This window comes from Janibacter sp. RAF52, assembly GCF_052114035.1.
GTDB lineage: Bacteria > Actinomycetota > Actinomycetes > Actinomycetales > Dermatophilaceae > Janibacter > Janibacter hoylei.
The window spans coordinates 1-20,017 of record NZ_JBFRDY010000014.1 but is presented as its reverse complement, the minus strand read 5'-3'; the positions used below and the strand labels follow the sequence as shown (position 1 = coordinate 20,017).

The 20,017-nt window shown below is 71.3% G+C and carries 23 protein-coding genes and 2 pseudogenes; 18 read left to right on the top strand and 7 right to left on the bottom strand.

The features are described 5' to 3' along the window. Positions 1 to 17: 17 nt before the first annotated feature. From AB4Y78_RS14680 to AB4Y78_RS14665, 4 genes are all read left to right on the top strand, one after another. Complete coding sequence (locus AB4Y78_RS14680) at positions 18 to 560, top strand: NINE protein (protein ID WP_306513881.1); 543 nt, start codon at positions 18 to 20, stop codon at positions 558 to 560. Beyond that, a complete protein-coding gene (locus tag AB4Y78_RS14675; RefSeq protein ID WP_306513883.1) occupies positions 557 to 1,036 on the top strand; it encodes a DUF2752 domain-containing protein in 480 nt (159 codons plus the stop codon). Before AB4Y78_RS14680 ends, AB4Y78_RS14675 begins: the two co-directional genes overlap by 4 nt. A 74-nt stretch (positions 1,037 to 1,110) precedes the next feature. Continuing rightward, the gene (locus tag AB4Y78_RS14670) at positions 1,111 to 1,377 is read left to right on the top strand and encodes a F0F1 ATP synthase subunit epsilon (protein WP_306513885.1); all 267 of its coding nucleotides are present in this window, start codon (positions 1,111 to 1,113) and stop codon (positions 1,375 to 1,377) included. Between the two features lie 6 nt (positions 1,378 to 1,383). After that, complete coding sequence (locus tag AB4Y78_RS14665; RefSeq protein ID WP_306513887.1) at positions 1,384 to 1,815, top strand: DUF2550 family protein; 432 nt, start codon at positions 1,384 to 1,386, stop codon at positions 1,813 to 1,815. Here the strand turns inward: AB4Y78_RS14665 and AB4Y78_RS14660 are convergent. Then, a complete protein-coding gene (locus AB4Y78_RS14660) occupies positions 1,808 to 2,437 on the bottom strand; it encodes a cob(I)yrinic acid a,c-diamide adenosyltransferase (RefSeq protein ID WP_282072791.1) in 630 nt (209 codons plus the stop codon). The two genes, AB4Y78_RS14665 and AB4Y78_RS14660, sit on opposite strands and share 8 nt — an antisense overlap. Before the next feature lie 166 nt (positions 2,438 to 2,603). Between AB4Y78_RS14660 and AB4Y78_RS14655 the strand changes: the two genes are divergently transcribed. The 5 genes and pseudogenes from AB4Y78_RS14655 (at position 2,604) to AB4Y78_RS14635 (ending at position 6,572) form a co-directional block, all read left to right on the top strand. Further along, entirely contained in the window at positions 2,604 to 2,960 is a 357-nt protein-coding gene (locus tag AB4Y78_RS14655) for an STAS domain-containing protein (protein WP_306513889.1), read from the top strand. A 126-nt stretch (positions 2,961 to 3,086) separates the two neighbouring features. Next, positions 3,087 to 3,611, top strand: a pseudogene (locus AB4Y78_RS14650) (hypothetical protein); the annotation flags it as partial. Then, positions 3,603 to 4,073, top strand: a complete 471-nt coding sequence (locus AB4Y78_RS14645; protein WP_306513893.1) for a DUF418 domain-containing protein — start codon at positions 3,603 to 3,605, stop codon at positions 4,071 to 4,073. The pseudogene AB4Y78_RS14650 and the gene AB4Y78_RS14645, both read left to right, overlap by 9 nt. Before the next feature lie 145 nt (positions 4,074 to 4,218). Then, a complete protein-coding gene (locus AB4Y78_RS14640; RefSeq protein ID WP_441715132.1) occupies positions 4,219 to 6,234 on the top strand; it encodes a protein meaA in 2,016 nt (671 codons plus the stop codon). A 23-nt stretch (positions 6,235 to 6,257) separates the two neighbouring features. Next, positions 6,258 to 6,572: a hypothetical protein gene (locus AB4Y78_RS14635; protein ID WP_265231344.1), complete on the top strand. Its 315-nt coding sequence runs from the start codon at positions 6,258 to 6,260 to the stop codon at positions 6,570 to 6,572. 139 nt (positions 6,573 to 6,711) lie between these two features. On the opposite strand, the gene nucS is transcribed toward AB4Y78_RS14635, so the two are convergent. Then, entirely contained in the window at positions 6,712 to 7,407 is a 696-nt protein-coding gene (gene nucS / locus AB4Y78_RS14630; protein ID WP_265231346.1) for an endonuclease NucS, read from the bottom strand. A gap of 93 nt (positions 7,408 to 7,500) precedes the next feature. On the opposite strand from nucS, the gene AB4Y78_RS14625 reads away from it, so the two are divergent. Beyond that, positions 7,501 to 8,709 (top strand): 3-hydroxyacyl-CoA dehydrogenase NAD-binding domain-containing protein, encoded by a 1,209-nt coding sequence (locus tag AB4Y78_RS14625; RefSeq protein WP_007929969.1) that lies wholly within the window; start codon positions 7,501 to 7,503, stop codon positions 8,707 to 8,709. Positions 8,710 to 8,770: 61 nt separating this feature from the next. Here AB4Y78_RS14625 and AB4Y78_RS14620 read toward each other — a convergent pair whose 3' ends face one another. Beyond that, entirely contained in the window at positions 8,771 to 9,325 is a 555-nt protein-coding gene (locus AB4Y78_RS14620; protein WP_265231348.1) for a DUF421 domain-containing protein, read from the bottom strand. A 75-nt stretch (positions 9,326 to 9,400) separates the two neighbouring features. Between AB4Y78_RS14620 and AB4Y78_RS14615 the strand changes: the two genes are divergently transcribed. Then, positions 9,401 to 9,685, top strand: coding sequence for a hypothetical protein (locus tag AB4Y78_RS14615; RefSeq protein ID WP_259909997.1), 285 nt, complete (start codon positions 9,401 to 9,403; stop codon positions 9,683 to 9,685). Positions 9,686 to 10,042: 357 nt separating this feature from the next. Here AB4Y78_RS14615 and ccrA read toward each other — a convergent pair whose 3' ends face one another. Together ccrA and mce are read right to left on the bottom strand one after the other, a co-directional pair. Beyond that, positions 10,043 to 11,383, bottom strand: a complete 1,341-nt coding sequence (gene ccrA, locus AB4Y78_RS14610) for a crotonyl-CoA carboxylase/reductase (protein WP_202865254.1) — start codon at positions 11,381 to 11,383, stop codon at positions 10,043 to 10,045. A 280-nt stretch (positions 11,384 to 11,663) separates the two neighbouring features. Continuing rightward, the gene (gene mce / locus AB4Y78_RS14605) at positions 11,664 to 12,095 is read right to left on the bottom strand and encodes a methylmalonyl-CoA epimerase (RefSeq protein ID WP_265231350.1); all 432 of its coding nucleotides are present in this window, start codon (positions 12,093 to 12,095) and stop codon (positions 11,664 to 11,666) included. Positions 12,096 to 12,305: 210 nt separating this feature from the next. On the opposite strand from mce, the gene AB4Y78_RS14600 reads away from it, so the two are divergent. Continuing rightward, positions 12,306 to 13,502, top strand: coding sequence for an acetyl-CoA C-acetyltransferase (locus AB4Y78_RS14600; RefSeq protein WP_007929357.1), 1,197 nt, complete (start codon positions 12,306 to 12,308; stop codon positions 13,500 to 13,502). 2 nt (positions 13,503 to 13,504) lie between these two features. Beyond that, complete coding sequence (gene meaB / locus AB4Y78_RS14595; RefSeq protein ID WP_265231353.1) at positions 13,505 to 14,467, top strand: methylmalonyl Co-A mutase-associated GTPase MeaB; 963 nt, start codon at positions 13,505 to 13,507, stop codon at positions 14,465 to 14,467. A gap of 176 nt (positions 14,468 to 14,643) precedes the next feature. On the opposite strand, the gene AB4Y78_RS14590 is transcribed toward meaB, so the two are convergent. After that, the gene (locus tag AB4Y78_RS14590; protein ID WP_259909993.1) at positions 14,644 to 15,198 is read right to left on the bottom strand and encodes a hypothetical protein; all 555 of its coding nucleotides are present in this window, start codon (positions 15,196 to 15,198) and stop codon (positions 14,644 to 14,646) included. A gap of 102 nt (positions 15,199 to 15,300) precedes the next feature. Between AB4Y78_RS14590 and AB4Y78_RS14585 the strand changes: the two genes are divergently transcribed. The 5 genes from AB4Y78_RS14585 to AB4Y78_RS14565 all read left to right on the top strand — a co-directional run bounded on the left by AB4Y78_RS14585 (position 15,301) and on the right by AB4Y78_RS14565 (position 19,814). Then, entirely contained in the window at positions 15,301 to 16,764 is a 1,464-nt protein-coding gene (locus AB4Y78_RS14585; protein ID WP_259909991.1) for a serine/threonine-protein kinase, read from the top strand. Between the two features lie 13 nt (positions 16,765 to 16,777). Further along, positions 16,778 to 17,080: a thiamine-binding protein gene (locus AB4Y78_RS14580; protein WP_259909990.1), complete on the top strand. Its 303-nt coding sequence runs from the start codon at positions 16,778 to 16,780 to the stop codon at positions 17,078 to 17,080. A 107-nt stretch (positions 17,081 to 17,187) separates the two neighbouring features. Next, on the top strand, positions 17,188 to 17,826 hold the full coding sequence (locus tag AB4Y78_RS14575) for a hypothetical protein (protein ID WP_306512477.1): 639 nt from the start codon (positions 17,188 to 17,190) through the stop codon (positions 17,824 to 17,826). Further along, positions 17,823 to 18,800 (top strand): hypothetical protein, encoded by a 978-nt coding sequence (locus tag AB4Y78_RS14570; protein ID WP_306512475.1) that lies wholly within the window; start codon positions 17,823 to 17,825, stop codon positions 18,798 to 18,800. The genes AB4Y78_RS14575 and AB4Y78_RS14570 overlap by 4 nt, the downstream gene beginning before the upstream one ends. Positions 18,801 to 18,833: 33 nt before the next feature. Continuing rightward, positions 18,834 to 19,814, top strand: coding sequence for a co-chaperone YbbN (locus tag AB4Y78_RS14565; RefSeq protein ID WP_306512473.1), 981 nt, complete (start codon positions 18,834 to 18,836; stop codon positions 19,812 to 19,814). A gap of 60 nt (positions 19,815 to 19,874) precedes the next feature. Here AB4Y78_RS14565 and AB4Y78_RS14560 read toward each other — a convergent pair. Beyond that, positions 19,875 to 20,017, bottom strand: a pseudogene (locus AB4Y78_RS14560) (IS5/IS1182 family transposase); the annotation flags it as partial.

The following is a 20,017-nucleotide window of genomic DNA, read 5'->3' as shown; positions in this document are numbered from 1 at the left end:
CCCGTATACTGGCGGCCATGACGACTTCCGGCGAGCAGCCCTACGCACCTCCGCCGCCCCCGGGCCAGCAGCCCCAGAGCGGGCAGTCGCAGCAGGCGCCGCCGCCGTCCGGCTACCAGCCCCCCGGCCAGCAGCAGCCCTACGGCCAGCCGCCGCAGGGTGCCCCGGGTGGCTACCAGGCCCCGCAGCAGCCGTCGAGCGGGCGGTACCACGTCAACGTCATGGGGCAGGAGTACGGGCCCTACGGGCTGGCCGAGCTCGCCGCCATGGCGACCAACGGCCAGCTCAAGGGCGACAGCCCGGTCCGCGGGGAGGGCTCGGACAACTGGTTCCCGGCCTCGCAGGTCCCCGGGCTGTTTTCCACCCGCGAGTGGATGACGACGCTGCTCCTGTCGGTCCTCGTCGGGGGTTTCGGTGTCGACCGCATGTACCTCGGGCAGGTCGGGCTGGGCGTCCTCAAGCTCGTCACCTGTGGCGGCATGACGATCTGGACGATCATCGACATCGTCCTCGTCGCCACCCGCAAGATGGTCGACGTCGACGGGCGCCCGCTGCGATGACCCAGCCCGTCGTGCCGCCGCAGCACCAGCAGGTCCACCTGGCGAAGGGCGTGGGCATCACCCAGCGCGCCATCGTGCCGGTGCTCGCCGCGATCAGCCTCGTCGGGCTGGTCATCGCTCGGGCCTGGCCGGTCCAGTCGGTCGACTCCGGCGACCCGACGTGCGCGCTGCGCCTGCTGACGGGCCTGCCGTGCCCGGGGTGCGGCATGACGCGCGCGTGGGTGCACATGGCGCACGGCGACGTCCTCACCGCCTTCGAGTACAACCTCTTCGGCCCGATCGGCATGGCGATGGCCGCTGGCCTGGTCGTCTACACCGCGGTCGCGCTCGTGCGGCGACGACCCACCGAGAGGTTGCTCGACTGGCTCAACCCCAAGATCGTGCTGACCCTCGTCATCGTGTGGCTGGGCTACTCGGTCGTGCGGATGATCAGCCTGGGCATGGGGCAGGACTACTTCTCGCTCGTCGTCTCCTGAGGCGCGCGCAGACCCATCACCCCGGCGGGATACGATGACAGCCTGCCGCCGTACCGAGACGAAGGACCCCACCCGTGAGCTCCCTCAACGTTGAACTCGTCGCCGCCGACCGCAAGGTCTGGTCCGGTGAGGCCACCATGGTGCGCGCCCGCAGCACCGAAGGCGAGATCGGCATCCTGCCCGGTCACACCCCCCTGCTCGGCGTCCTCATCGAGGGCGACGTCGTCATCCACTCCACCGAGGGCGACCAGACGGCGACGATCGACGGTGGCTTCCTGTCCGTCGACCACGACAACGTGACGATCGTCGCCGAGACGGTCCAGGCGCCGGCCAAGAGCTGACCCGCGATGACGACCCTGGGCGTGGTGGAGGTGATCCTCCTCGCTGGGTGTGTCGTCATCGCCCTGTGGCTCGTCCTTCTCTGGCTGCGTCGACGGTCGCTGGCCGCGCACGGCCCCGTCTGTCCCTGTGCACTCCGCCTGCCCGGGTCGCCGCGATGGCGACTGGGGTTGTTGCGTCTGCGCTCCGAGAGCCTTGAGTGGTTCCGCGTCAGCGGTCTGTCGACCAATGCCAGCTACTCCTGGGACCGTGAGGGCCTGGAGATCTCCACCCCGTCCTCCGAGTCGGTCTCGATGCCCGGGCTCGCGGCCGCCGTCTCGCTGCGGCTGACGGGGGAGGAGGGGCACCTCGCCGACCTTGCGGTCGAGCCGAAGATCTACCCCGCCGTCCGCTCGTGGCTGGAGTCGGCGCCCCCTGGCCGCGGGGTCAACGTCACCTAGCGGAGCGGTCGGGGCGCTCCTCACGACCGCCGCCCGGCTGCCACAGCACGTCCCCGCCGATCTCGAGGTTGGCCACGCGCGCGAGGATGAAGAGCAGGTCCGACAGCCGGTTGAGATAGGTCGTCGTCAGCGGGTTGACCCCGCCGGTGCCGCGCTCGTCGGCGACCTCGGTGCCGTAGACCTCACGCGCTGCCCACGCGGAGCGCTCCGCACGCCGCACGACGGTCGTCGCGTGGTGCAGGTGGGCCGAGCCGGCCGTGCCCCCCGGCAGGATGAAGGAGCGCAGCTTGTCCACCTGCGTCAGGTAGTGGTCGCAGTCGGCCTCGAGCTCGTCGACCCAGGCCTGCTTGACGCGCAGCGGCGGGTACTCGGGGTCGGCCTGCAGCGGCGTCGACAGGTCGGCGCCGAGGTCGAAGAGGTCGTTCTGCACCCGGGTGAGGGTCGCGACGACCTCATCCGTGAGACCGCCCGTCGCGATGGCCACCCCGATGACCGCATTGGCCTCGTTGGCGTCGGCGTAGGCCTGCAGCCGCACGTCCGTCTTGGCGGTCCGGCTGAAGTCGCCGAGCGCCGTCGTGCCCTCGTCGCCGGTGCGGGTGTAGATCCTCGTGAGGTTGACCATGGGGCCATCGTGGCAGAGGCCGAAGGGGGGACCGGTGACCTGGACCTGACGGAGTCCTGGTCATGGCGTGATCACATCGTGATTGCCACCTGCTGGGCCCCGTACGCGACGCCCGTCACACTGGAGGAAGCCAGGACGACGCATCAGGGGAAGGCAGGTGAGCGTCATGAGCGCGATGACCGCGCTGGCGCCCGTCGGTGGTGTGGGAGCGACCCGGGTCCGGGTGCACGCCCCCTTCGACCTGCGGCACAGCGCCGACCTGCGGCAGGAGTTCATCCGGGCCATCCGCGAGGGCAACGACCTGCTCGTCGACATCTCCGAGTCCACCGTCGTCGACCAGGTCGGCTTCGCGACGCTCGTCGGTGCCCACGCCCGGGCCGCCCGCGCCGGACGTCGCCTGCGCTTCACCGGCGCGGACGAGCGCACGACCCGGCTCCTGCGCCGCGCCGGGCTGGCTCGGCTGCTCGCCGAGACGCCCGCTCCGGCGGTGGCCCTGCGCCGCTCCCGGTTCGCGGTCGGCTGACCCCCTTCGGCCACCGCCGCCCCCTAAACTCCGGTCGACCGCGACGACCGGAGGACGCGTGAGCCAGGACCGAGAGCCGACCCGGACCTACCCGTGGGACGGCGCCCGTGACCCGCGGTCGACCTCGTCCGCGGCGTCGCCGTCGTGTGCATGGTCATCGCGCACGTGCGGGTGTGGGCGCCCCTGGACTCCGAGGTCGTCAAGATCGCCATCACCCTGGTCAACAACGTCGCCTCGCCGCTCTTCGCCCTCGTCATGGGCATCTCAGCCGGCATCGTCCTCACCCGCCGCGACGCCCCCGTGCGCGGGTGGGTCTTCCTCGCCCGCAACCTCGTGCGGGGACTGCTGCTCGTGGCCATCGGCCTGGGTCTGCAGGAGCTCGAGACCTTCGTCGCGATCGTGCTGATGTCGCTCGGTGCGACGCTCGTCGTCGCGGCTCCCTTCGCCCTGCTGCCGGTGCGCGTCCTGGGTGCCGTCACGGTGCTCGTCTTCGCGGTCGGCCCGTCGGTCAACGCCGCGGCCAGGGCGGCCTTCGCGCCGGAGCGCGTGTACTCGCCCGCGCTCGTGGACCAGGTGCTGCAGTGGTTCGTCCTCTCGACCCACTACCGCGTGGTGAGCCTGCTCCCCTTCGTCCTCGCCGGGGTGGTCCTCGCCCGGCTGCGGCTCACCGCGCGGGTGGCCGCCGGGACGCTGGCGGTCGGTCTGGTGGCCGGGCTGGCCGTCGTGGCGCTGCGTGTGTCGGGTCGAGGGCTGGGCGTGAGCGAGGTCGTCTCCGGGGACGTGCCCGACGCGCTGCTCGACGTCGCCCTCGCCGGCTGTGCGTGTGGCGCCGTCATCCTGCTTGCCCGCTGGTCGCCGGCACAGCCTCTCGTCACGGCGCTCGCCCCCGTGCGGGCCGTCGGCGCCCTGGCCCTCACGGCCTACGCGCTCCACGTCGGACTCATCGCCCTCGTGCAGCGCACAACGGCGCCGATGACGCCCTACGAGAGCTGGCCGCTGTACGCCGGTGGTGTCCTCGCCGTCACCGTCCTCGCCTGCTGGGCGTGGTGGCAGCTGCTGGGCAAGGGGCCGCTCGAGCGGGTGATGGGTCTGGTGACCGACCGGATCGGGTGATCGGCCCCGGGTGTGGCGTCCTTCACCGCGGAAGGGGGTACGCCCGGTCGCCGCGCACGGGTACCTTGCCCTCATGGCCGACAGCACCGATGCCCCCACTCCTGCCGCCGAGGCCGCCCGCCCCGAGCGTGACCGCCCGTGGGTGATGCGCACCTACGCCGGGCACTCCAGCGCCGCAGCGTCCAACGAGCTCTACCGGCGCAACCTCGCCAAGGGGCAGACCGGTCTGTCCGTCGCCTTCGACCTGCCGACGCAGACGGGCTACGACCCCGACCACGTGCTCAGCCGTGGCGAGGTCGGCAAGGTCGGCGTGCCGATCAGCCACATCGGCGACATGCGGCGCCTCTTCGACCAGATCCCCCTCGGCGAGATGAACACGTCGATGACGATCAACGCCGTCGCGATGTACATGCTCGCGCTCTACCAGGTCGCCGCCGAGGAGCAGGCCGAGGCCGCCGGGCAGGACCCCGCCGAGGTGCGCGCCCGCCTGGCCGGCACGACGCAGAACGACATCATCAAGGAGTACCTGAGCCGCGGGACCTACGTCTTCCCGCCCGGGCCCTCGATGCGCCTCATCACCGACATGGTGACCTACACCGTCGGCGAGATCCCCAAGTGGAACCCGATCAACATCTGCAGCTACCACCTGCAGGAGGCCGGGGCGACTCCCGTCCAGGAGATCGCCTACTCGATGTCCACCGCGCTCGCCGTGCTCGACGCCGTCAAGGAGTCCGGCCGGGTGCCCGAGGAGGACTTCGGCAAGGTCGTCGCGCGGATCTCCTTCTTCGTCAACGCCGGCGTGCGCTTCGTCGAGGAGATGTGCAAGATGCGCGCCTTCGTCGAGCTCTGGGACGAGATCTGCCGCGAGCGCTACGGCGTCACCGACCCCAAGCAGCGCCGCTTCCGCTACGGCGTCCAGGTCAACAGCCTCGGACTGACCGAGGCCCAGCCGGAAAACAACGTCCAGCGGATCGTCCTCGAGATGCTCGCGGTCACGCTGAGCAAGGACGCGCGCGCCCGCGCCGTCCAGCTGCCCGCGTGGAACGAGGCGCTCGGCCTGCCCCGCCCGTGGGACCAGCAGTGGTCGCTGCGCCTGCAGCAGGTCCTCGCCTTCGAGTCCGACCTGCTCGAGTACGACGACCTCTTCGCCGGCTCGCCGGTCGTGGAAAAGAAGGTCGCCGAGCTCGTCGAGGGGGCCAAGGCCGAGATCCAGCGCATCCAGGACATGGGCGGCGCCGTGCCGGCCGTCGAGTCCGGGTACATGAAGAACGCCCTCGTCGCGAGCCACGCCCTGCGCCGCCAGCGCATCGAGGCCGGCGAGGACATCGTCGTGGGCGTCAACAAGTTCGAGACCACCGAGCCCAACCTGCTGACGGCCGACCTCGACACCGCGATCCAGACCGTCGACGCCGACGTCGAGGCCAAGGCGATCGAGGCCGTGCGCGCGTGGCGCACCGAGCGCGACGCCGACCCGGCCGGGGCGCAGGCTGCCCAGGAGGCCGTCGCCCGACTCCAGGAGGTCGCCGCGACGAGCGACAACCTCTTCGAGGCCTCGCTCGCCTGCGCCCGGGCGGGCGTCACCGTCGGGGAGTGGGCGCAGGCCCTGCGCGAGGTCTTCGGCGAGTTCCGCGCTCCCACCGGCGTCTCCGGCTCGGTCGGCGTCGCCGACGGCGGCTCGGCCGACCTCGTCGCCGTCCGCGACCGCGTGCGGGCCACGGGGGAGGAGCTCGGCGAAAAGCTGCGCGTCCTCGTCGGCAAGCCCGGCCTCGACGGGCACTCCAACGGCGCCGAGCAGATCGCGGTGCGCGCCCGTGATACGGGCTTCGAGGTCATCTACCAGGGCATCCGACTCACGCCGGAGCAGATCGTCTCCGCGGCCGTCGCGGAGGACGTCGACCTCGTCGGCATCTCGATCCTCTCCGGGTCGCACATGGAGCTCGTCCCGGACGTGATCGACGGCCTCAAGGCCCAGGGCGCCGGTGACATCCCCGTCATCGTCGGCGGCATCATCCCGGAGTCGGACGCGGCGAAGCTGCGCGAGCTCGGTGTCGCAGCCGTCTTCACGCCCAAGGACTTCGGGCTCAATGAGATCATGGGCCGTTTCCTCGACATCATCCGCGACAACCGCGGCCTGCCGGCGCTCGAGACGGCCGACGCCTGATCCGTCAGGGCTAGCCTGCGGGTATGGCCCTGCACTGCCCGGCGACGTTGCTCGTCGCCGCCCCACCGCGCGATGCGGGGGCGGCGACGGCGCTCGTCGACGCGCTCGCGGGTGAGCGGGTGCTGGCCGTCGCCTGCGCCCCGGGCGATGTGGCGGGGGAGCAGCTCGCGCAGCTGCTCGACGTGCCGCTCGAGACGGAGCCGGGGCTGCTCGAGGGGCCGCCGACCTCGCCGGTGCTCGGCGAGATCGCCGACCTGCACCGGGGCGAGACCGTGCTCGTCCTCGCGCCGGGCACCACGGCGGGGGAGACCCCCTTCGTCCGCCTCGAGGTGAGGTGACCCGACCTACCTGATGTGACCGACCTGCCCACCCCACCTGCGCATTTCCCTAGGGAAATGCGCAAGAGAGTGGTCATTTCCCTAGGGAAATGCGGGCAGGAGTGCGTATTTCCCTAGGGAAATGTGGGCGGGGCAGGCGTCAGAAGAGGCGGTGGGCGCTGTTGTCGATGCCCTTGAGCTCGTCGTAGTCGAGCGTCACGCAGCGGATGCCGCGGTCCTCGGCGAGGGTGCGGGCCTGGGGCTTGATGACCTGCGCCGCGAAGACCCCGGTGACGGGGCGCAGGGCGGGGTCGCGGTTCATCAGCTCGAGGTAGCGGGTCAGCTGCTCGACGCCGTCGATCTCGCCGCGGCGCTTGATCTCGACGGCGACGGAGAGCCCCTTCGCGTCCTTGGCGAGGATGTCCACCGGACCGATGGCGGTCATGTACTCGCGACGCACGAGGGCGTAGCCCTCACCGAGGGTCTCGATGTGCTCCGCCAGCAGCTTTTGCAGGTGAGCCTCGACACCGTCCTTGACCAGACCGGGGTCAACACCGAGGTCGTGGGCCGAGTCGTGGTGCACCTCGTGCAGCTTGACCCGCAAGCGGTCCTCCGTCTTGGCGTGCTGCACCACCCAGACCGCCTCGACTCCCTCCGTGGCCTCCGTCTCGTCCGGCTCGACCTCGGCCATGGAGCACGGGGGAGCCATCCAGTTCAAGGGCTTGTAGGAGCCGCCGTCGCTGTGGACGAGGACCGAACCATCGGCCTTGACCATGAGCAGACGGGTCGCCAGGGGCAGGTGGGCATTGAGTCGCCCCTCGTAGTCGACACTGCAGGTCGCAATCACCACTCGCACCCCGCAGACCCTACGCGTCCGACGAAATGCCTGTGCGGACCATCACGCCGCCGCCCCCTACCGACGGGTCAGACGGACTGCGATAGTGCCGACATGTCTGACTCCCGCGCCCTTGCTGACGCCCTGGTCTTCCCGTACCTGAACCACGCCGCCTCGATGTTCGACGAGCAGTACGCCTCCCGCGAGGACATCGACAACGGCATGCGCTTCGGCTGCGGCCTGCCCAAGGGACCGCTCACGGTCATCGACGAGCTCGGCCTCGAGACCGTCCGCGACGCGCTCGCCGCGCGCTTCGCCGAGACCAACGACCCCCGCCACCAGCCCAACCCGGCCATCGAGCGCCTCATCTCCGAGGGCCGCACCGGCAAGGCCGCGGGCCAGGGCTTCTACAGCTACGCCGGGGACGAGGTCGTCGCCGACGAGCTGACCCCCGCCGCGAACGGCCAGGGTGCCGCCCGCCCGATCAAGACCGTGGGCGTCGTCGGCTCCGGCACGATGGCCAGCGGCATCGTCGAGGTCTTCGCGGCCAACGGCTTCCCCGTCACCTACGTCGCCCGTACGCAGGACAAGGTCGACGCCGTGCAGGCCAAGATCGCCAAGAACCTCTCCCGCCAGGTCGACAAGGGCCGCCTCGAGCAGGGCGACGCCGACGCGATCCTCGGCCGCCTCACCGGCGCCACCGAGCGCGAGGCGCTCGGCGACGTCGACATCGTCGTCGAGGCCATCGCCGAGGAGATCGGCATCAAGAACCAGCTCTTCGCCGACCTCGACCGCATCTGCAAGCCCGGTGCGATCCTCGCCACGACGACCTCCTCGCTGTCCATCGCCGACCTCGCCGCGCAGACCAAGCGCCCGCAGGACGTCGTCGGGATGCACTTCTTCAACCCGGCCCCGATCATGAAGCTCGTCGAGGTCATCAACCACCCGACGACCGGCCAGGACGTGCTCGACACCGTCCAGGACCTGTGCCGCAGCACCCGCAAGGTCGCCGTCAGCTGCGCCGACCGCTCCGGCTTCATCGTCAACGCGCTGCTCTTCCCCTACCTCAACGACGCCATCAAGGCGCACGAGGAGGGAGCCGAGCTCGACGTCATCGACGGGGCCATCACCGAGCACTACGGCTACCCGATGGGCCCCTTCGCGCTGCTCGACGTCGTCGGCAACGACGTCGCGCTCGCGATCGAGGAGGAGTTGCTCGCGGAGTTCCAGCACGAGTCCCTCACGCCGGCCCCGCTCCTGCGTGAGGTCGTCGCCGCGGGCAAGCTCGGCCGCAAGACGGGCGAGGGCTTCCGCACCTACTGATCCCGCCCACGTGCCACGGCCCCGGACCCTCCCTTTGGTCCGGGGCCGTGGCACGTCGAGGTCACGGTGACGAGGGGGCCAGCAGCTCCGGAGGGACCAGCGAGGCACCCACGACCCCGCTGAGGAGCAGCGGGTCGACGGGCTCACCGCGCCGCAGCACGCTGATCGCCCCCGACGGCTCGAAGGTCACCGCGACGACCTCCTCGTGATGGCGCACCCCGGCGAGCCGCAGCCGCGACTGGAGCTCGCCCGGGAGGACGTGGCAGCGGCGCATGTGCGCCTCGATGACGTGCGGGCCGGCCATGAGCAGGACCGGAGGGTTGACGATCGTGCGCTGGATCCACCCGCGATGCCGTAGCACCCCGAGGAGTCCCTGCATCGACACGAGTGTCGTCAGGGCGACGAGCCCGCTGCCGAGCATCGGGAAGTCGCCGAGGGAGGCCCGCCCGATGATCGAGCCGAAGGCGATGACCGCGACGAGGTCGAAACTCGACATGCCCGAGAGGACCCGCTGACCCAGAACTCGCACGAGGAGGAGCATCGCGAGGTACATGCCGGCCGTGCCCACGGCCACGGAGACCGCCTCCGTCGGGGTGATCCAGAGCAGGTCGCGCACAGGTCCTCGATTCGTCGGTCGGCGTCGAGCCGGACCGACTGGCCCGGCGGACGGGGCGTGGGACAGCATGGTCCCATGCCCCGCAGCAACCGTCGTCGCCGTGACGAGCACCGCCCGCTCGCGCTCGGGCGCGCGCCGCAGACGCGGGAGACGTGGATGGGGCGCACGTGGATCGTGCGGCGGCTGAGCGGGCAGACCTCCGAGCGCACGTACACCTGCCCCGGGTGCACGCACGAGATCCGACCGGGCACGCCGCACGTCGTCGTCTGGCCCGACGACGGTCTCGGGGGAGTGGACGACCGACGGCACTGGCACTCTCGCTGCTGGCAGGCACGCGACCAAGGGCGCTACGGGCGCTGACCCTGGCCCCGGGGGTCGGTGGTCGTCCCTCCCTTCGAGCCATGGCCGGGACATCCGGGTTTCCTGGCCTGGTCCCTTCGAGACGGCCGCGGGCGGCCTCCTCAGGGATCGGTGTCGGGGTGGTCGCGGGCGGCCTCCTTGGGGGTCGGCGCCGTGACGACCACGGGCGGCCTCCTCAGGGATCGGCGCCGTGACGGCCGCGTCGGCCCCTTCGGGGACCGTAGGTGCTGGTGCACTACCTGTCGCCGTCCGCTCCCTTCGCTCGACCACGGGAGCGCGCCCCACGGCATGACGAAGGGGGCCGCACCGGTGATCCGGTGTGGCCCCCTTCGTGCGGGTGGGGAAGCCCGAGGCGGGTCAGACCGCCTGGAAGCGGTTGATCTGCTTCTCGAACTTCGCGCGCTTCTCGGGGTCGGTGACGCCCAGGCCCGGCTCGGGGGCGAGGGCGAGCACGCCGACCTTGCCCTGGTGCTTGTTGTGGTGCACGTCGAGCGTCGCCTGGCCGACCTCCTCGAGCGCGTACGTCTTGCTCAGGGTCGGGTGGACGAGGCCGCGGTTGATGAGCTCGTTGGCCTCCCACGACTCGCGGTAGTTCGCGAAGTGGCTGGAGATGATGCTCTTGAGGTTCATCCACAGGTAGCGGTTGTCGTACTCGTGCATGTAGCCCGAGGTCGACGCGCAGGTGACGATCTTGCCGCCCTTGCGGGTGACGTAGACCGAGGCGCCGAAGGTCTCGCGGCCGGGGTGCTCGAAGACGACGTCGACGTCGTGGCCGCCCGTGAGCTCACGGATCTTCTTGCCGAGGCGCTGCCACTCCTTGGGGTTCTGCTCGGTGTTGTCGTCGTTCCAGAACTTGTAGCCCTCGGCGTTGCGGTCGATGATCAGCTCGGCGCCCATGTCGCGGCAGATCTGGGCCTTCTCGGGGGAGGAGACGACGCAGATCGGGGTCGCGCCGGCAGCGAGCGCCATCTGCGTGGCGTAGGAACCGAGGCCACCCGAGGCGCCCCAGATGAGCACGCGGTCGCCGAGCTTGAGTGCGGCGCCGTTCTTGGAGATCAGCTGGCGGTAGGCGGTGGAGTTCACCAGACCGGGGGAGGCGGACTCCTCCCAGGTGAGGTGCTCCGGCTTGGGCATGAGCTGGTTGGCCTTGACGATCGCCAGCTCGGCGAGACCACCGAAGTTGGTCTCGAAGCCCCAGATGCGCTGCTGCGGGTCCATCATCGTGTCGTCGTGGCCGTCGGCGTCCTCGAGCTCGACGGACAGGCAGTGGGCGACGACCTCCTGGCCGGGCTTCCACTTCGAGACGTGGCCGCCGGTGCGCAGGACCACGCCGGAGAGGTCGGAGCCGACGATGTGGTACGGCAGGTCGTGGCGCTTGGAGTACTTGTTGAGACGGCCGTAGCGCTCGAGGAAGCCGAAGGTCGAGACCGGCTCGAAGATCGAGGTCCACACCGTGTTGAAGTTGATCGCGCTGGCCATGACGGCGACGAGCGCCTCGTCGGGGGCCAGCTCGGGGATCGGCACGTCGTCGATGTGGAGGGACTTGCGCGGGTCCTTGTCGCGGCTCTTCAGCCCCTTGAACATCTCGACCTCGTCCTTGTGGACGGTCGTCGCGCGGTAGGTGTCCGGCAGGGGGAGGTTGGCGTAGGTCTCTTCGCTGCGGTCACCGGAGAGGATCGCGTCGCGGATCTGGTCGATTGCCATGTGTATGGGCTCCTCGGCCTCGTGGGGATGGGGCTCGGTCGTACGTCTGCGTGCAACCTAGGTCGTCGCGGCGGTGCGGGGGGCGGTCTCATGACTGAGTTCACACCGTCGGTGTGGCGGCCGACCCGCACCGTGAGCGGCGACTGCTGCAGACCATCGTCGCCGTCGGCCTCGGTCGACGCCCGCTGGCGGGCTCGTGACGTCTCTCACCAGCGGGCAGCACGAAGGGGGTGGGGCGCCGTCGCGGCGCCCCACCCCCTTCGTCCGAGGCCGGTCAGTGCGCGGCGTCGGCCGCCGGCTCGACGAGCTCGACGAGGATGCCGCCCGCGTCCTTGGGGTGGATGAAGTTGACCCGCGAGTTGCTCGTGCCCCGCTTGGGGGTGTCGTAGAGCAGGCGCAGACCGCGCTCGCGCAGCGTCGCGCACACCGCGTCGATGTCCTCGACGCGGTAGGCGAGCTGCTGGATGCCCTGGCCGTTGCGGTCGAGGAACTTCGCGATCGTCGACTCGGGCGAGAGCGGCGCGAGCAGCTGGATGCACGAGCCGGAGGCGCCGACGCGCATCATCGCCTCGCGCACGCCCTGCTCCTCGTTGGTCTCCTCGTGCGCGAGCTCCATGCCGTAGGAGTCGCGGTAGAAGGCGATGGCCTCGTCGAGGTCGGGCACGGCGACGCCCACGTGGTCGATGGCGGTGAAGAGATCGGTCATGCCCGCAGCCTAGAGAGGCGAAGGGGGCTGTCGCGCCCCCTTCGCCTGTGGCCTGCCCCACCCGGGCGGGGCGGACGAGACGACTGCGCCAGTCGTGACGGGCCCCACGCCGGGGGGCACTGCCCTCCCTTCGTCCGCGTCGCTAGGGTGACGGGCAAGACACGGCGCCGCTGCGGCGCCGTCCCCGACACGCACCCCGGAGGCCAACGCATGTCCACCGACCCCACCGTCATCGTCGCGGGGGCCCGCACCCCGATGGGCCGCATGAGCGGCTCGCTCAAGGGCTTCTCCGGCTCGGACCTCGGCGGCTTCGCCATCAAGGGCGCCCTCGACAAGGCCGGCGTCAAGGGTGAGGACGTCGACTACGTCATCATGGGCCAGGTCCTCACCGCGGGCGAGGGCCAGATCCCGGCCCGGCAGGCGGCCATCAAGGGCGGCATCCCCAAGAGCGTCCCCGCCCTCACCGTCAACAAGGTCTGCCTCTCCGGCATCGACGCCATCGCGCTCGCCGACCAGCTGATCCGCGCCGGCGAGTTCGAGATCGTCGTCGCCGGCGGCCAGGAGTCGATGACCAACGCCCCGCACCTGCTGCCCAAGAGTCGTGAGGGCATCAAGTACGGCGACACCAAGCTCAAGGACTCGATGGCCTACGACGGTCTGCACGACGTCATCACCGACCAGGCGATGGGCGCGCTCACCGAGGCCAAGAACGCCGACGACTCCGCCTTCTCCCGCGAGGAGCAGGACGCCTTCGCCGCCGCGAGCCACCAGAAGGCCGCCAAGGCCTGGGCCGAGGGCAAGTTCGCCGACGAGGTCGTCCCGGTCGAGATCCCGCAGCGCAAGGGTGACCCGGTCGTCTTCGACACCGACGAGGGTGTGCGCGCCGACACGACCGCCGAGTCCCTCGGCAAGCTGCGTCCGGCCTTCGCCAAGGACGGCACCATCACCGCCGGCTCGGCCTCGCAGATCTCCGACGGTGCGACCGCCGTCGTCGTCATGAAGAAGTCGAAGGCGGAGGAGCTCGGCCTCACCTGGCTGGCCGAGATCGGTGCCCACGGCGTCGTCGCCGGCCCCGACTCCACGCTGCAGGCGCAGCCGGCCAATGCCATCGAGGCTGCCGCCACGAAGGAGGGCATCTCCGCCTCCGACCTCGACGTCGTCGAGATCAATGAGGCCTTCGCCGCCGTCGGCCTGGCTTCGGCGCAGCAACTCGGCCTGGCCGAGGACAAGGTCAACCCCAACGGTGGCGCCATCGCCATGGGTCACCCGCTCGGCTCCTCCGGTGCTCGCGTCGTGCTCACCCTGGCCCACGAGCTCAAGCGTCGCGGTGGCGGCGTCGGTGCGGCCGCGCTCTGCGGTGGCGGTGGTCAGGGTGACGCCCTGATCATCCGCGTGCCGAGCGCCTGAGCTTGAGCCGCAGCATCGATGTCCCCGTCCTGGTCGAGGAGGCCAGGGCGGGGACGTCGCGTGCCGTCGGGCGACTCATCTCGCTCGTCGACGACCAGCACCCGGCCCTGCCCGAGGTCATGGCGGCGCTCGCTCCCCACACGGGCGGCGCCCACGTCGTCGGCATCACCGGCGCCCCCGGCGTCGGCAAGTCGACGACCACCGACGCGCTCGTGCGTGCCCTGCGGGCGAAGGGGGAAAAGGTCGCCGTCATCGCCGTCGACCCCTCGTCGCCCTTCTCCGGAGGTGCGCTGCTCGGCGACCGCATCCGGATGAACGACTCGGCCAGCGACCCGGGGGTCTACATCCGCTCGCTCGCCAGCCGCGGTCACCTCGGCGGGCTCTCGGTCTCGGCTCCGCAGGCCATCCGGGTGCTCGACGCGGCGGGCTTCGGGACGATCCTCGTCGAGACCGTCGGCGTCGGTCAGTCCGAGGTCGAGATCGCCGGGGCGGCGGACACGACGCTCGTGCTGCTCGCGCCCGGCATGGGCGATGGCATCCAGGCGGCGAAGGCGGGGATCCTCGAGATCGGGGACGTCTTCGTGGTCAACAAGGCCGACCGCGACGGTGCCGATGCGACCGTGCGGGACCTGCGCCACATGATCCAGATGGGGGAGAGCTCCGTCCCGGGCGGTTGGCGTCGCACGGTGGTGCGGGCCTCCGCACTCGAGGGCACCGGCGTCGACGAGACCGTCGACGCGCTGGGTGAGCACCTGTCGTGGCTGGCCTCGAGCGGGACCCTGCGGGAGCGTCGCACGGCCCGCGCCCGCGACGAGATCACCGCGCTCGTCGTCGCCGGTCTGCGGGAGCGACTCGGTGACCTCGGCTCGGGGGGCGCGCTCGACACGCTTGCCGGGCGGGTCGTCGACGGTGCCACGGACCCCTTCGCCGCGGCGCACGAGTTGCGCGGAGCCCTCGGTCTGTAGCCGTCTGGCGTACTGCCAGAGCTCGTCGGGCGCATCTACCTAGGGAAATCACCACCGGACCTGTCATCTGCCTAGGGAAATGCGGTGGCGGGGGTGGGGGCAGGTCGGCCTCGCCGGCCTGCCGCCCACCACTCAGGTCACTCGACGCTGACGAGGATCCCGTCGTGCGTCGGGCGTCAGACCCCTTCGCGCACCCGGATCTCGTCGACGTCGCCGAGGTCGTCGAAGGCACCCACGCACGAGGCGGAGTAGTCCGTCGCACCGGCGTCGAGGAAGTCGGTCGTGCACACGATGTCCTCGACGACCGAGCCGTCCTTCATGAAGTAGAAGGTCAGGTAGAAGGAGTCGGAGGAGCCGCTGTCGTTGCGCACGGCCAGCCCCGAGATGTCGCCGCCGGACTCGGACCACCCGGGCCGGATCGCCGCGCCGTCGACGGTGGCGGAGCTGCCCTCACCGATGACCTGAGCGCTCGCGGCGTCGGCGTCCTTGCCCGCGCCGGCGGAGGAGGAGTAGCTCGAGATCGCGTCGTCCGCCTCGTTGGCGATGAAGAGGAAGAAGCCGCCGACACCGCAGCAGCACAGCAGGACGACGCCCGCGATGATGCCGAGGATCCACAGCAGCGTGTTGTCCTTCTTCGGTGCGGGACCCGCCGGCCCGGCCCCGTAGGGCGTGCTCTGGTACGGGTTGGGCTGACCGGCGCCACCGGGAGGCGGCGGAGCTGGGTACGACATGGCGGGATCCCCCTGTAGGACACGACGACGGAGCAGGCGGACGCTTGCGGGCGGCAGTCTACGTGCCGGTAGCCGCGCGCGAGCATCTACGCTGGCCCGGACATGACTGAGACCACGCCCCAGCTCATCGGTGGCCGCTACGAGACCGTGCGGCCCATCGGTCGTGGCGGGATGGGCACCGTGTGGTTGGCCCGGGACACCGTGCTCGGGCGCCAGGTGGCGGCCAAGCAGATCGGCGACTTCTCGGGCGAGAGCGAAGGGGAGACCCGTCGCGCCATGCGCGAGGCCCGGGCCGCGGCCGCGCTCAACCACCCCAACGTCGTCGCGGTCTACGACGTGGCCGAGCACGAGGGCACGCCCTGGCTCGTCATGGAGTACGTCGCCGGCCCGACCCTGACCTCTGCCATCCGCGAGCGCGGCCCGATGACGCCGAAGGGGGCGGCCGACCTCGGCGCCCAGCTCGCCGGCGCGCTCGCCGCGGCACACCGGGCGGGCATCGTCCACCGCGACGTCAAGCCGGCCAACGTCCTCATCGGCGGGGGCCGCCCCAAGCTGGGCGACTTCGGCATCGCCCGCTCCGGTGGCGACGAGCAGCTGACCCAGACGGGCATGGTCACCGGCACCCCGAGCTACATGGCGCCCGAGGTCGCCGTGGGCGGTCACCACGGCGAGGCCGCCGACGTCTGGGCCCTCGGAGCGGTCATCTACTTCGCCGTCGAGGGCAAGGACGCCTACCCACCCCAGGGCAATGCCCTGGCCACCCTGCGCAGCATCGCGGCCCACCCGCCGCGGCGGCCCGAGCGTGCGGGGCCGCTCGAGCCGGTGCTCGCCGACATGCTCTCCCGCGACCCGGCCCGTCGGGGCACGATGAGCCAGGTGCTGCGTCGGCTCGAGGACGTCGCCGCAGGCGGCTCCGGTGCCGTTGCGGGAGCCGCCCCGACGGCCGTCGCGACGGCACCCGACCACGGGGGGAGCGCCCCCTTCGTCCCGGGTGGTGCTGCGACCGAGGACCCCTACCGGCTGCCGCCACGCCGCGGAGTCGGGTGGCTGTGGGTCCTGCTCGCCGCGGGTCTCGTCGCCCTGGCCGTGGCCGCGATCGCCTTCGCCGCCTCGCGCGGGGACGACAGCGGGTCGCCGGGCGGGTCGAGCACCACGACCGAGGTGTCGACGAGCGAAGACCCCCCGCCCAGCGAGTCCACGTCGAGCCAGCCGTCGTCGAGCTCGACGACGACCGAGCCCTCGTCGAGCTCGTCGAGCGAGAGCGATGACGACGGGATCACGCAGGACGAGGGGCGCACCTTCGTCGAGGACTACTTCTCGACGGTGACCTCCGACCGTGACGCCGCGTGGGACATGCTCGCGCCGTCGCGCCAGACCGACCGTGCCGGCTACGACGACTTCTGGAGCGGTATCGAGTCGGTCGAGACGAGCGACATCACGGTCGACGAGGAAGCGCGCGAGGTCACCGTGACCCTCACCTACCACCCCAAGGACCGCGACGAGAGCGTCGAGACGCACACCTACGTGCTCGAGCGCGTCGACGGTCGGCTCCGCATGACCAAGTGACCCGGAGGTCCCCGTGCTGCTCGCCTTCTCGATCGCTCCCTCGTCGCCCGACGACCGGGGCTCCTACGCCGAGGCGGTGGCCGCGGCCCTGCGTGTCGTCCGCGACAGCGGGCTGCCCCACGACCTCGGCTCGATGTTCACGACCATCGAGGGGGAGTGGGACGAGGTGATGGCCGTCGTCAAGGCGTGCGTCGACGCGATGGAGCCCTACGGCGACCGCGTCGGCCTCGTGATGAAGGCCGACATCCGGGCCGGGCACACCGGCCAGATGGCCGCCAAGGTCGAGCGCGTCGAGGGGCTGCTCGCCGGCGACTGAGCCATGGTCGCAGTCGTGACCGATTTGTGACATTCGGTCGACCTTTGTCATGGTGGGACGTCGCCGGTTCGGTGACACCCCCTGATGTCTGACCGAAAGCACTCGACGTGAGCATGCTCATCCAGCGCGTGGCCGGCGCCCTCCTGGCCCTCGTCGGCCTCGTGGCCGCCGTGGTCGGGGCGTGGTTCCTCGCCCACCTCGGCACCTCCGGCACGGCCACCTTCACTGCCGAGCCCGGCCAGCGGGTCGTCGTCCTCGAGCCCGACGTGCTCAACCGCGTCGACCACCCGGTCGAGATCACCGCGACCGGCTCGGGCGACGTGTGGGTCGGCACCGCCCGCCCCTCTGACGTCGAGGCCTTCTTCGGCGACGCGCAGCGCGCGCAGGTCGCCGGCGTCGACGTCAGCGACTGGGCCCTCACGGCCACCGACCAGGGCCAGGGCGAGGCCATCGACCCCGCCGGTCTGGACATCTGGCAGCAGTCCTCCGCCGCGAAGGGGGAGATCACCCGCACCGTCGACCAGGACGACGCCCCCCAGACCTTCGTCGTCGCCGCCCCCGAGGGCAGCGAGATCGAGTCGGTGACGATGACCGTCGAGGACGGCAGCTGGGGCATGACCGCCCTCGTCACCCTCGTCGTCGGCCTCCTGCTGCTCGCCGCCGGCATCGTCCTGCTCATCCGCTCCGGCCTCGCCGGCGTCATCCGCTCGCGGGTCTCCCGCACGACCCGTGAGGAGCGCGCATGACCCGTCGCACCCCCTTCGTCATCACCCTCGTCACCCTGCCGGTCGCCCTGGGCGGCTGCGGCCTCGGCGCCTCGATCGCCGGCGTGCACGACGCGCCGGCCGAGGACACCGGTGGCGCCTCGATCTCCTCGCAGGCCGCCGACCAGGTCGCCGACCGGGTCATCACCGGTGCCGTCGACGTCAGCCGCGCCTCGGACAAGAAGGGCGAGGCCACGCGCGCCGACGTCCTCTCCGGCCCGGCGCTGCGCGAGGTCGAGGCGGCCGTCGAGACCAAGGACCGCACCAGCCGCAGCGACGACACGATCGACGGCCTCAAGGTGCTCGCGGTCAGCCGCGGCACCGACTGGCCGCGCGCGGTGCTCGCCACCTCGCAGACCGATGACGTGCAGTACCTCCACGTGCTCGTCGCCCCGGCCGTCGACAAGCCGTACACGCTCTTTGCGGACGTGCCGATGGCCTCCGGTGCCAGCGTGCCGGCGCTCGCCCCGATCGAGGAGGGCTCGCCGGTCAAGGTGTCCAAGGCTCCCTCGCAGGACGTCACCGCCGCGGCCGACGCGTGGGCGAAGGGCGTGGCCTACCCCGCATCGAAGGCGCCCGCCGACGTCTCCGTCAGCGACGGATTTTCCGCGGCCCTGAAGAAGAACGCCAAGGCGACGTCCAAGGACCTCGGCAAGCTCGCGACCTACCGGCAGAGCCAGGCGATCGCCGACGGGCAGAGCGTCGAGTTCGAGCTCGCCGACGGTGGCTCGCTGACCTTCCTGCCGATGACGCGGACCGACACGATCACGGCGACGTCCAAGCTCAAGGAGCTGAAGATCGAGCAGCCGGCGCTCAAGCGTGAGATCGACCGGTCCTCCGTGAAGAAGTCGCTCACCGTCAAGCACGCCGAGACGGTGGCCTTCGTGACGCCACCGGAGGGCAAGGCGCGCGTCGTCGGCGCCAGCGACGTCCTGGAGTCGGCCAAGGGCAGGTGATCGCCCGCCGCGCCGGTAGGGGACAATGGCGCCATGAGTGATCCGACCCGAGCACTGCGTGGAGCCGTCGACCTCTCCAGCCTCGGAGGGGCGGCCCGACCCGGTCAGCCGCCGACCTCGGCGGGAGCCGGTCAGCCGGCCGCTGCACCCTCCTCCGCCGCGCCCCGTCAGTCTGCGGGGCAGGCCGCCGATGCCGGCGGCGCGATCGACGGCCCGGTCGTCGAGGCGACGGACGCGACCTTCAACCAGATCGTCAGCCGCACGAGCGTCGTCCCCGCCGTGGCGATCGTCTGGTCCTCCCAGCACCCGCAGAGTCGGGCGCTGCTCGACGACGTGATCGACCTGGCTGCCGGTCTCGAGGGCCGGCTGCAGGTCGTCGGCCTCGACGTGGCGACCAACCCGGGGATCATGTCCGCGATCCAGCCGCCCGAGGTGCCGGTCGCGCTCGGCCTCGTGGGTGGTCAGCCGGTCCCGCTCTTCACCGGGATGGTCGACAAGGAGCAGTTCCGCCAGGTCCTGGACCAGCTGCTCCAGGTCGCCGTGCAGCACGGGGTGACCGGCCGCGTCAGCGGCGGCGCGGCGCCCGAGGCGGAGGAGGAGTTGCCGCCCCTGCACCAGGAGGCCTACGACGCCATCGAGCGGGACGACCTCGACGCGGCGACGGCCGCCTACGAGCAGGCCATCGCGGCCAACCCCAAGGACACCGATGCCCAGCTCGGTCTGGCGCAGGTGGCGCTCATGAAGCGCACCCGCGGGGTCGACCTGCAGCAGGCCAGGGAGCGCGCGGCCGGGGACCCCTCCGACGTGGAGGCGGCGCTCGTCGTCGCCGACCTCGACGTGCTCGGCGGCCACGTGGAAGATGCCTTCACCCGACTCATCGACCTCGTCCGGGTGACGCAGGCCGAGGAGCGCGACCGCATCAAGGCCCACCTGCTCGACCTCTTCGCCGTCGTCGGCAACCACGACGAGCGGGTGCGCAAGGGCCGGACCAGCCTGATGAGCGCCCTCTTCTGACCCCGCCCCACCCCACCTGCGCATTTCCCTAGGGAAATGCGCACGCCTGGCCGCATTTCCCTAGGGCGTGTCTGACAAAAGTTGGGTCCAGGCGATCACTGCGTGGAGGACGACGGCGGCGCGGTAGGTCAGGGCGAGCTTGTCGTAGCGGCAGGCCAGTGCGCGCCATTGCTTGAGCTTGGCGAAGCGGCACTCGACGACGT